This is a genomic window from Geodermatophilus sp. SYSU D00815, assembly GCF_054050035.1.
This window is the reverse complement of sequence record NZ_JBJGYO010000054.1, coordinates 1-10,441: the sequence shown is the minus strand read 5'-3', so window position 1 is coordinate 10,441 and position 10,441 is coordinate 1. Positions and strand designations below refer to the sequence as shown.

Below are 10,441 nucleotides of genomic sequence, written 5' to 3'. Positions count from 1 at the left end.
GTGCTGTTCGAGGTGGCCATCCAGATCGCCCGGGTGGTCGACAAGCGCCGCGCCCGCCGCGACGCCGCCGAGCACTTCCACGACCTCGCCGACGACGAGGCCTCCCCCCTCGACGCCGGCCCCTCCCGGCTCGACGAGCCGGCCGGGCACCGCTGAGGAGGCGCCGACGTGCTCGACTCGATCGGGTGGGGCGAGATCGTCGTCCTCGCCCTGGCCGCGCTGTTCGTCTTCGGCCCCGAGCGGCTGCCGGGGCTGGCCCGGGAGGCCGCCGCCGGCCTGCGCAGGGTGCGCGAGGCGCTGACCGACGTGCGCGGCCAGGTGGACGAGACCCTCGGCGACGAGTTCGCCGGCCTGAAGACCCTCGACGTCCGCCGCTACACCCCGAAGAACCTGATCCGCGACCACCTGCTGCGGGACGACGCCCCGCGCTGAGCCTCCCCGCCCGTTGACGACCCGCGCTCCCTACGCCAGGGTTGGGAGCGCTCCCACCTCTCACTCCCGAGGAGACCGCCGTGCCCGTCGCCCCCCGTCCCGACCCCGCCGGCTTCCCCGCCGACTTCCTCTGGGGGGCGGCGACCGCCGCCTACCAGATCGAGGGCGCCGCGGACGAGGACGGCCGGGGCCGGTCGATCTGGGACACCTACAGCCACACGCCCGGCCGGGTGCGCGACGGCGACACCGGCGACGTCGCCGCCGACCACTACCACCGCTGGCGGGACGACGTCGCGCTGATGGCCGACCTCGGCCTCGGGTCCTACCGCTTCTCCATCTCGTGGCCGCGGGTGCAGCCGGGCGGTCGCGGCCCGGTCAACCAGAAGGGGCTGGACTTCTACTCCGGGCTGGTCGACGAGCTGCTCGAGCGCGGCATCCAGCCGTGGATCACCCTCTACCACTGGGACCTCCCGCAGGAGCTGGAGGACGCCGGCGGCTGGCCGGTGCGCGACACCGCGCACCGCTTCGCCGAGTACGCCGACCTGGTCGTCGGCGCACTCGGCGACCGCGTGCGCTTCTGGACCACCCTCAACGAGCCCTGGTGCTCGTCGTTCCTCGGCTACGCCAGCGGCGCGCACGCCCCCGGCCGGCACGAGCACGGCGCGGCCGTGGCCGCCGTGCACCACCTGCTGCTCGGGCACGGGCTCGGCGTGCAGGCCCTGCGCGCCCGGGGCGCCGAGCAGGTCGGCATCACGCTGAACCTGGCCCCGATGACCCCTGTCGACGACCACCCGGCGGTGCTCGACGCGGTCCGGCGGGCCGACGGCTGGCAGAACCGGATCTTCCTCGACCCCCTGCTGCGCGGCGGCTACCCCGACGACGTCCGCGCCGACCTGGCCGGGGTCAGCGACTTCTCCTTCGAGCAGGACGGCGACGCCGCGACGATCGCCGCGCCGCTGGACCTGCTGGGCGTGAACTACTACCAGACGCAGGTGGTCAGCACCTCGCCCATGCCGGGCACCAACCTCGCCGCGCTCGGGCCCACCGAGACCCCGCTGACGGCGATGGGCTGGGGGGTGGACCCAGAGGGGCTGGGCGACCTGCTGCGCCGGCTGCACCGCGAGTACGGCGACCTGCCGCTCTACGTGACCGAGAACGGGTCGGCCTACGACGACGTCGTGGGCCCGGACGACACCGTGCACGACCCGGAGCGGACGGCGTTCCTGGCCCGGCACCTCGAGGCGGCGGCCGGGGCGATCGCCGACGGCGTCCCGCTCAAGGGCTGGTTCGTCTGGTCGCTGATGGACAACTTCGAGTGGGCGCACGGCTACAGCAAGCGGTTCGGCATCGTGCACGTGGACTACGAGACCCAGCAGCGCCGGGTGAAGGACAGCGGCCGCTTCTACAGGGATCTCATCCTCGCCCACCGGGGCCTTGCTGGATGACGCCGTGCTGGATGATGTCGTGGTGACCGTCCCCGGCGAGCGGCCGACCCTCGACCAGGTCGCGCTGCGTGCCGGGGTCGGCCGCGGCACGGTGTCGCGCGTCATCAACGGCTCGCCGCAGGTCTCCGAGCGCACCCGCCAGCTCGTCGAGGCGGCGGTCGCCGAGCTCGGCTACGTGCCCAACCTCGCCGCCCGGGCGCTGGTCACCCGCCGCACCGACGCCGTCGCGCTGGTCATCTCCGAGAGCGAGGACCGGGTCTTCACCGAGCCCTTCTTCGCCGGGCTCGTCCGGGGCATCGGCGCGGGGGTCTCCGCGGCCGGCCGGCAGCTGGTGCTCGCGCTGTCGGCCGGGCCCGAGCGGCCGCTCGAGCACTACCTGAGCCCGCAGCACGTCGACGGCGTGCTCATGGCGTCGCTGCACGGCGAGGACCCGCTGCCGCAGCAGCTGCGGGAGCGCGGCCTGCCGGTCGTGCTCGGCGGGCGGCCGCCGGGCGGGTTCGACGGCGCCTACGTCGACGTCGACAACGTCGGCGGGTCCCGCGCCGGGGTGGCGCACCTGCTCGAGCGCGGCCGCCGGCGGGTCGCCACGATCACCGGGCCGCACGACATGGGTGCCGGCCAGGACCGGCTCGCCGGCTACCGCTCGGCGCTGGCCGCGGCCGGGGTGCCCGAGGACTCGGCGCTGGTCGTGGAGGGCGACTTCAGCGAGGCCAGCGGCGTGCGGGCGATGCGCGCGCTGCTGGAGCGCGCGCCCGACCTCGACGCCGTCTTCGCGGCCAACGACCTGATGGCGATCGGCGCGCTGCGGGCGCTCCGCGAGGCCGGCCGGCGGGTGCCCGGCGACGTCGCCGTCGTGGGCTTCGACGACTCGCCGCTGTCGCGGGTCACCGATCCGCCGCTGTCGTCGGTGCGCCAGCCGGTGGAGGAGATGGGCCGGGAGATGGCCCGGCTGCTGATCCGGTTGATCGCCGAGCCGGAGGCAGCCGACGAGCGCTGCTCGGTCGTGCTCCCCACCGAGCTGGTGGTGCGCGCCTCCTCCTGAGCCGCGTCAGAGGGACTGCCACTCCCCGGCGCTGATCCGGGCGGCGGCCGCGTCGATCCACGGCTGCCGGTCGTCGAGCCCCTCGGCCTGGGCCACCGCCCGCAGGGTCGCCGCGGTGACCTCGACCGGCTGGCCCGCGGACCGGTCGGCGGCCAGCTCGTAGGCCAGCAGCGCGCGCAGCCGCTCGGCGAGGGGAAGTCCGTCGAGCTGGGTGCGCCAGTCGATCGTCGCCGTCATGCGGGAGGGCTGCCCGCCGGCCCGCCGGCGCACACGGCGCCCGGCGTGTCAGGCCACGCCGGGCGCGTCGTCAGCGGGCGGCGAGGGCGGCGCGCCAGCCCCCGTGCGCGGTGATGTCGGCGGTCGGGTCGACCCCGGTCGGGTCGGTGAGGAACCCGGGGACGACGCTGCCGTCGTCGAGCTCGACCGGTCCGAGCGCCAGCGGCGCGGCGACCGAGGGCAGCAGCTCGCCGAGCCCGGCCGGCGGCAGGTCCCAGACCTCCACCTCGAGGCCGTCGGCCGGCCCGCCGGCGTCGCGGACCAGGCCGGGGCGGGGGAGCGGACCGGGCACCCGGTACATCCGGTAGCCGCCGGCGGTGCGCGCCCGGGCGTGCAGCCGGCCGCCGAGCCCGACCAGCTGGGGGTTGAGCGGCTGGCCGGTGAGGTGCGCCCCGGCGACGGCCACCAGGCTGCGGGTCGCCGGCGGGTCGACGGGTTCGCCCAGCCAGCGGGCGGCGAGGTCGAGCAGCGGCCCGTCGGCGAACGCGGGGGCGAGCAGCTGCACGCCGAACGGCAGGCCGTCGTCGCGCCGGCCGGCCGGCACGGCGACGGCGCAGAGGTCGAGCAGGTTGACCATGTTGGTGTACGTGCCCAGCCGGGCGTTGACCCCGACCGGGTCGGCGGCGACCTCGGCCAGCGTGGGGTGGTCGGGGGTGACCGGCAGCAGCAGCGCGTCGGCGCCGACGAAGGCCGCGAGCGCCGCGGCGCGCAGCTCGGTGAGCCGCTGCTGCCCGCGGAAGACGTCGGCGCCGGAGATGCCGCGGGCGCCCAGGACGATCCGCCGCACGGTCGGGTCGAGGTGCGGGCCGTCGGGCTCGAGCAGGTCGCCGAAGGCGGCCAGCCGCTCGGCGAGGAAGGGGCCGCCGTAGAGCAGCCGCGCGGCCTCGAGGAAGGCCGAGACGTCGACCGGCACCAGCCGGGCCACCGTGGCGGCGTGCGCCAGGGCCCGCTGCCAGGCCGCGGCGTGCGCGGGGGCGAGGTCGAGCGGCCCGGCGGGGACGGCGACCACCCGCATGGTGCGGGCCACGCCCGGCGGCAGGCCGGGCGGCGCGGGCCGCGACCACGGGTCGTCGGGGTCGGCGCCGGCCAGCACGCCGAGCGCCGTCCGGGCGAGCGCGACGTCGCGGGTCAGCGTCGTGACGCAGTCCAGCGACGGGCAGGCGGGCAGCACCCCGCGGGTGGGTACCAGCCCGCGGGTCGGTTTCACCCCCACCAGGCCGTTGAAGGCCGCGGGCACCCGGCCGCTGCCGGCGGTGTCGGTGCCCAGCGCCAGCGGGACGACGCCGGCCGCCACGGCCACCGCGCTGCCGGAGCTGCTGCCGCCGCTGACGTGCTCGGCGGAGAACACGCTGGCGCAGGCGCCGTAGGGCGACCGCGTGCCCACCAGCCCGGTGGCGAACTGGTCGAGGTTGGTCTTCGCCACGGGGACGGCGCCCGCGTCGAGCAGCCGGCGGACCGCGGTGGCGCTGGTCGCCGCCGGTGCGGTCAGGGCCGGGCACGCGGCGGTCGTCGGGACGCCGGCGACGTCGACGTTGTCCTTGACCGCGACCGGCACCCCGCCCAGCGGCCCGCCGGGGGCCGGCCGGAGCGCCTCGATCTCGGCCGGGTCGAGGACGTGCACGAACGCCGGCTGGTCGAGGGCCGCGGCGGCCTCCAGGGCGGCGGTGACCGGGGTCGTGCGGGTGGCGGTCATGCGGTGCTCCAGCGGGCTCGCTCGGCGTCGAAGGCGGCGCGACGCCGGGAACGGACGGCGGCGATCTCGCCGGCGTGCGCGGCCTCGAGGGCGCGGACCTCGGCGAGGGAGAAGGTGGCGGGGCGCAGCTCCAGGCCGGCGGTACCGGCCCTGATCGCGGCCCGCTGCGCGGCGAGCTCGTCGGCGGTCACCGGGCGGAACCGCAGCCGGTCGAACTGGCGCAGCAGCCACGGCGGCTCCGCCGAGCCGGGCACGTGCCGCCAGACCGGCACGGTCCGCCCGACCAGCTGGTAGCCGCCGGGACCCTCCATGCCGTAGACGCAGAGGTAGACCCCGCCGATGCCGACCGCGTTCTGCGGCGTCCAGGTGCGGGCGGGGTCGTACTTCGTCGTCACCAGGCGGTGCCGCGGGTCGATCGGGACGGCGACCGGCGCGCCGAGGTAGACGTCGCCGAGGCCGACGACCAGGTAGGTGGCCGCGGTGACGACGTCGAAGACCTCGTCGCGGCTGCCCAGGTCGTTGATCCGGCGGATGAACTCGACGTTGTCCGGGCACCAGGGCGCGTCCGGCCGCACCGAGCGGGCGTAGCGGGCCATCGCCTCGTGCGCCGCCGGGTGGTCCAGCGCGATGGGCAGGGTGACCTCGCGGACGTCCAGGGTCACCGTCTCCGGGTCGGGCACCTCGGCGGCCAGGTCGACCAGCAGGCCGGCGAGCACGGGCAGCGGCAGGGCGCGCTCGTCGACCTGCACCAGCATCGAGCGCACGCCCTCCACCAGCTCGCGCACCGCGGGCAGCCGCAGCGCGCGCAGCCGCTGGGCGAGCAGGTGCACCCACACCCGCACGGCCAGGTCGAGCTCGGCGGGACCGGCCTCCAGCAGCAGGTGGCAGTCGCCGGCGGCGCGCACCACCAGGTCCGGGCGCGCACCCGCGCCCGGCAGCTCGGCCAGCACGGCCGGCCGGGGGAGCGGCACCGGGGCGGCCGGCTGCACCGGGGCCGGCCGCTCGGGAGCGGCGGCGGGGTGCGCGAGCAGCGCGGCGCGCAGGGCGTTGGCGCGGTCGGCGTCCTCGGCGTCGACCGGCTGCAGCCGCACCGTGTCGCCCGGCCGCAGCTGGGCCAGCTTCCAGCGGTCGGCCCGCACGACCACGCACGGGACGATGAACCCGCCGAGGCTGGGCCCGTCCGGCCCGACGATCACCGGCGTGTCGCCGGAGAGCATGATCCCGCCGACGGGGTAGGCGCTGTCGTGGATGTTCGACGGGTGCAGCCCGGCCTCGCCGCCGTCGGCGCGGGCCCACCCGGGTGCGGGGCCGACCAGCCGGACGCCGGTGCGGTCGGCGCGGTGGTCGACGCTCCAGGCCGTGGCGAACAGCGCGGCGGCGCCGTCCTCGGTGAGGTGCTCGGGGGCCCCGTGCGGCCCGGGCAGCACCCGCAGCGTCCAGTCGCCCGTGAGCTCCGGAAGGAGGGCGTCGACGTCCAGCGGCGCGTCCAGGTTCTCCAGCCGCCCGAGCGGCAGCTCGTCACCGGCGGCCAGCGCCCGGCCGTCGAGCCCGCCGAACCCGCCGAGCAGGAAGGTCGCCCGGCTGCCCAGCGCGCGGGGGACGGCGATGCCGCCGGCCACGGCGAGGTAGCCGCGCATCCCCGGCGCCCCGCACGGGCCCATGTCGAGCACGGCGCCGGGCCGGACGACGGTGACCACGCCCGGGCGCACCGGCCGGCCGTCGAGGGTGGCGCCGTGCACGGCACCGGCCAGGCAGACCAGCGTCCGCCCGGCGAAGCGCAGCACCGGGCCGGTCAGCACCGCCTCCAGGCCGGCCGCGGTGGGCGGGTTGCCCACCGCCCGGTTGGCCAGCCCGAACGACAGGTCGTCCCAGGCGCCCGACGGCGGCACGCCGACGTCCCACAGCCCGCGGCGGCCGGCGAGGTCCTGCACGCTGGTCTGCACCCCGGGGGAGAGGACCTCGACGGTGGCGGTGCGGGTCTCCGGGGAGACGAGGGTCACGCGCCCCACCAGCCGAGCAGCCGGATCGGCGTGGGGTTCCAGCCGTTGCACGGGTTGTTCAGCTGCGGGCAGTTGCTGATCAGCACCAGGGTGTCGCGGTCGGCGCGGACCTCGACGTACCGGCCGGGCGCCGACAGGCCGTCGGCGAACGTCAGGCCGCCGTCCGGGGTGACCGGCACGTTCATGAAGAAGTTGATGTTGTGCCCGAGCTCGCGCGGGCCGATGCCGACGGCCGCGCCGTGGCGGAGGAACGTCTCCCGGCAGGCGTGCTGGTGGCGGGTGTGCATGCCGTAGCGCACGACGTTGGACTCCTGCGCGCAGGCCCCGCCGAGGGTGTCGTGCCGGCCGACGGTGTCGGCGGTGATCGTGACCAGCGGGTCGAGGTCCGCCGTGAGCAGCCGCGAGCCGGTGGTGAGGTAGGCGCGGCGCTGCTCGCGGACGGTGTCCACCGCGCTGTAGCGCCGGGTGAGGTCGTGGGCGTCGTAGAACAGGGTGTCGGCGGCCTGGTTGCCCTCGAGGTCGAGGATCCGGAAGGAGCCGCCGGCCGGGACGACGCCGGCGAAGCCGTCGCCGGCCGCCACCGTGACGTCGAGGACGGCGTCGTCCTCGCGCAGCGCGCTCGCGACCAGCTGCGCGGCGGTCACGCCAGCACCGCCCGCGCGTTCGCCAGGGCGCGGGCGCTCTCGGCGCGGAAGGTGACCGAGGGGTCGTCGTCCCCGTAGGGCGCCCCCGCCTCGACGACCGCGCGGACGGCGCCGGGCGACCACGTGGGGCTCAGCGGGTGCGGTGCCGTGGAGCAGACCAGCAGCAGGTCCTGCTCGGCGCGCAGGGTGACCCAGTCGCCGGCGCGGGCGTGGTCGGGCACGTGGTCGAGGGCGCCGTCCTCGCCGATCGCGACCTTGGCGAAGAAGTTGACGGTGGCGTGCAGGTCGGCCGGGCCCCGACCGTGCTTGCGCAGCTCGGCGAGCAGGCCCGCGCGGGCCGAGCGGCGCCAGCCGTTGCGGTCGGCGCCGTACGAGCTGGGGCCGAACGCCGCGACGTGCGCGTCGAGGGAGTGCCCGGTGAGGCAGTCGTGCCAGTCCAGCGAGGAGCCGGTGACCGACGCCAGGGCGGTGCCGCGGTCGCTCATCAGCACCATGGGCGGGGTGATGCGGGCGCTCATCTGCGCCTTGAGGGTGTCGGGGACGTTGAGCCGGTCGACCGGGTGCCGGTGGGCGTAGAGCAGCACCGAGCAGACGGCGCCGTCGTCGAGCGCGGTCAGCCGGAGCACCCGGCCGGCGCGCAGCTCCAGCGACCAGGCCGCCGCGGCCGGGATGTCGTGTTCGAGGATCGGGTCTGTCGCGAGCACGGTCGTGCCGGCCTCCCCACAACGGGTCCGGGCGCACCACGCACCCGGGCCGGTGCTGGCCTCCCGGGCTTTTGTCCCGCCGTGGGGCGGTCCGGCGCCGGGGCGCGTCCCGCCTGCATCTCTCGGACCAGCCCCGCCCGCTCGGGCGGCGGAACCCTAGATGCGCCCCGCGGCCGATCCGCGGGTCGAGGGGAACTCAACCGTTCCGCGGTGTCGCGGGCGGGTCGGCGCCGTCACGACCCTGTATCGGATCCGCCGGGAGTGTTGCCGGCCGGTAACCGGGCGGGCGCGGCGGCCGCGGGGCGCAGCTCGGCCAGCGCCTGCTCGAAGCACGCGTGCAGCACGTCGAGCCGCTCGACCAGGCGACGGGTCTGGTCCTCGGGCCGGGGCGCCGGGACGGGGTGGTCCATGGCGTCCCAGAACAGCCACGCGACGTCCTCGCCGCCTCCGCACCACAGGCCCGTGGCCTCGCCGGCGGGGAGCCCGATCGCGTCGGCGAACCGCGCCGAGACGGCCCGGTGCAGCCGCGCGGTCTCGGCCCGGTAGCGGGCCAGCTCCTCCCGGCGCCGCTGCCGCTCCGCGGCCGGTCGCCGGCGCCGGTGGGGCGGGGGCTCGATCGCCAGGCCGACGGCCCGGCCCAGCAGCGGCACCAGCAGCGTGCGGTCGGTGTCGGAGAGCCGGTCGTTGGCGCCGCGCAGGACGGTGGCCAGCTCCGGGTCGACGCAGCGGGGGTGGTCGCTGAAGGCCTCCCCGGCCAGCAGCGCGGTGTACTCCATGAAGCAGGCGCCCCGGTCGGGGGACCGGTGGTGGCCCCGGCCCAGCACCGGCAGGGCGGACGGCAGCTCGGACATGTCTCCTCCTCGGGCTCACCGGTGACGGACGGCGTGCCGGTGCTCGAGCAGCGCGTCCAGGTGCTCCTCGGCGCGGGTCTGGCGCTCGACGTTCCTGCGGCTGGACGCCGCGGTGGTCGCGCGGGCCAGCCGCAGCCTCCGGAGCGCGGCGAGGACGAGCCGGTCGAGCAGGACGAGGTCGTCCCGGGGCGGTGCGGTCGCGGTCATGGTCACCTCCCGCAGCAGGGGGAGCCGCTGCGCAGCGCAGCCTGCCGCCCCGGGCACGCGGCCGGCATCGTCCCCGGCAGACGACCGGGAGTTCAGTCGTAGACCACCGAGGTGCGCAGCACCAGGTCCTGCACCGACCGGTTCTCGGCGCTGACGAGCACCCAGAGCAGCCCGACGGGGAGGAGCACGCAGGTCACGGCGCGCAGCGCGCACCGCGCCCAGCCCAGCCGCGCCCCGCGGTCGTCGGTGACCCGGAGACCGAGCAGGCGGTCGCCGTAGGTGCCGCCGGCCACGGCCCAGGTGACGGCGAAGTACACCGCCTGCACGCCGAGCACCGCCAGCAGCAGGGTCGTCGGCGACGGGGCCGGGAAGGCGAACCGGGTCGGGCCGAGCAGGTAGCCCACCGCCGCCACGGCCAGGTACCCGACGCCCAGGACGAGCGCGACGAGGACGAGGTCGGCGACGTTCGCCAGCGACCGGGTGACCAGCCCGGCGCGGGAGCCCCGGATGGCCGCCCGCCCCCCCGCGGCGAGCACCGCCGGCGGGGTGGCGTCGTGCCAGGGGTGGGCGCCACCGTCCCGGCGCCGCTCGTCAGCGGTGGTCACCGTCGGCCTCCGGTGGGCCGGTCGCGGTCCGCCGGCCGGACCGGTGCAGCAGCCGGTCGACCACCCGCTCCACGGCGCGGTCGGCGTCCGCGCCCTGGTCGCGCACCCCGCGCACCATGTCCGCGGACACCGTCCCGGTCGAGGCGCGCAGCAGGCCCGGCAGGTCGATCTCGCGCACGACGTAGCGGGCCACGCCGGCCAGGTCGGTGCGCTCGAGGACGCGGTCGACGTCCACCCGGTCCACGACCGCGTCGACGTCCACCCGTGCGACGGCCCGGTCCAGGTCGACCCGGGCCACCAGCGCGTCCAGGTCGACGCGGTCCACCACGCGGGAGACGTCGACCTTGTCGACGAGCGTGTCGAGTTCGAGCCGCGCGGCGACGGCGTCGAGGTCGAGCCGGGCGGCCACCCGGTCGACGTCGACGCGGTCGACGATGCCCTGGACGTCGACGCGGTCGACGATGCCCTGGACGTCGACGCGGTCGACGATGCCCTGGACGTCGACGCGGTCGACGATGCCCTGGACGTCGACGCGGTCGACG

Annotated in this window: 12 protein-coding genes and 1 riboswitch; of the genes, 3 read left to right on the top strand and 9 right to left on the bottom strand. The window is 77.0% G+C overall.

Annotation, left to right across the window (positions count from 1 at the left end):
• Window positions 1-168 precede the first annotated feature (168 nt).
• The 3 genes from ACI78S_RS24955 to ACI78S_RS24945 all read left to right on the top strand — a co-directional run bounded on the left by ACI78S_RS24955 (window position 169) and on the right by ACI78S_RS24945 (window position 2,919).
• Window positions 169-432, top strand: a complete 264-nt coding sequence (locus tag ACI78S_RS24955; RefSeq protein ID WP_456977686.1) for a twin-arginine translocase TatA/TatE family subunit — start codon at window positions 169-171, stop codon at window positions 430-432.
• Between the two features lie 80 nt (window positions 433-512).
• Complete coding sequence (locus ACI78S_RS24950; RefSeq protein WP_456977685.1) at window positions 513-1,877, top strand: GH1 family beta-glucosidase; 1,365 nt, start codon at window positions 513-515, stop codon at window positions 1,875-1,877.
• Window positions 1,878-1,881: 4 nt separating this feature from the next.
• Entirely contained in the window at window positions 1,882-2,919 is a 1,038-nt protein-coding gene (locus ACI78S_RS24945; protein WP_456977684.1) for a LacI family DNA-binding transcriptional regulator, read from the top strand.
• Between the two features lie 6 nt (window positions 2,920-2,925).
• Here ACI78S_RS24945 and ACI78S_RS24940 read toward each other — a convergent pair whose 3' ends face one another.
• The 9 genes from ACI78S_RS24940 to ACI78S_RS24900 all read right to left on the bottom strand — a co-directional run.
• The gene (locus tag ACI78S_RS24940) at window positions 2,926-3,156 is read right to left on the bottom strand and encodes a hypothetical protein (protein WP_456977683.1); all 231 of its coding nucleotides are present in this window, start codon (window positions 3,154-3,156) and stop codon (window positions 2,926-2,928) included.
• A gap of 70 nt (window positions 3,157-3,226) precedes the next feature.
• Window positions 3,227-4,888 carry an allophanate hydrolase gene (atzF, locus tag ACI78S_RS24935; RefSeq protein ID WP_456977682.1) on the bottom strand — a complete coding sequence of 554 codons (1,662 nt, stop codon included), beginning with the start codon at window positions 4,886-4,888 and terminating at the stop codon, window positions 3,227-3,229.
• On the bottom strand, window positions 4,885-6,888 hold the full coding sequence (locus ACI78S_RS24930; protein ID WP_456977681.1) for a 5-oxoprolinase/urea amidolyase family protein: 2,004 nt from the start codon (window positions 6,886-6,888) through the stop codon (window positions 4,885-4,887). The genes atzF and ACI78S_RS24930 overlap by 4 nt, the downstream gene beginning before the upstream one ends.
• Window positions 6,885-7,532, bottom strand: a complete 648-nt coding sequence (locus tag ACI78S_RS24925; protein WP_456977680.1) for an urea amidolyase associated protein UAAP2 — start codon at window positions 7,530-7,532, stop codon at window positions 6,885-6,887. Before ACI78S_RS24925 ends, ACI78S_RS24930 begins: the two co-directional genes overlap by 4 nt.
• A complete protein-coding gene (locus ACI78S_RS24920; protein ID WP_456977679.1) occupies window positions 7,529-8,236 on the bottom strand; it encodes an urea amidolyase associated protein UAAP1 in 708 nt (235 codons plus the stop codon). The genes ACI78S_RS24925 and ACI78S_RS24920 overlap by 4 nt, the downstream gene beginning before the upstream one ends.
• Window positions 8,237-8,294: 58 nt before the next feature.
• Window positions 8,295-8,407: riboswitch (guanidine-I (ykkC/yxkD leader) on the bottom strand.
• A gap of 62 nt (window positions 8,408-8,469) precedes the next feature.
• Entirely contained in the window at window positions 8,470-9,087 is a 618-nt protein-coding gene (locus tag ACI78S_RS24915; RefSeq protein WP_456977678.1) for a hypothetical protein, read from the bottom strand.
• A 15-nt stretch (window positions 9,088-9,102) separates the two neighbouring features.
• Entirely contained in the window at window positions 9,103-9,294 is a 192-nt protein-coding gene (locus ACI78S_RS24910) for a hypothetical protein (protein ID WP_456977677.1), read from the bottom strand.
• Between the two features lie 92 nt (window positions 9,295-9,386).
• Complete coding sequence (locus ACI78S_RS24905; RefSeq protein ID WP_456977676.1) at window positions 9,387-9,899, bottom strand: RDD family protein; 513 nt, start codon at window positions 9,897-9,899, stop codon at window positions 9,387-9,389.
• Window positions 9,886-10,441 (bottom strand): hypothetical protein (locus ACI78S_RS24900; RefSeq protein ID WP_456977675.1); only part of this gene is annotated, 556 nt, incomplete at its 5' end. The genes ACI78S_RS24900 and ACI78S_RS24905, both read right to left, overlap by 14 nt.

Excerpts from the sequence above, each read along its gene's own strand:
- ACI78S_RS24940 (WP_456977683.1), bottom strand. The coding sequence starts at position 3,156 with ATGACGGCGACGATCGACTGGCGCACCCAGCTCGACGGACTTCCCCTC.
- atzF (WP_456977682.1), bottom strand. The coding sequence starts at position 4,888 with ATGACCGCCACCCGCACGACCCCGGTCACCGCCGCCCTGGAGGCCGCC.
- ACI78S_RS24915 (WP_456977678.1), bottom strand. The coding sequence starts at position 9,087 with ATGTCCGAGCTGCCGTCCGCCCTGCCGGTGCTGGGCCGGGGCCACCAC.
- ACI78S_RS24910 (WP_456977677.1), bottom strand. The coding sequence starts at position 9,294 with ATGACCGCGACCGCACCGCCCCGGGACGACCTCGTCCTGCTCGACCGG.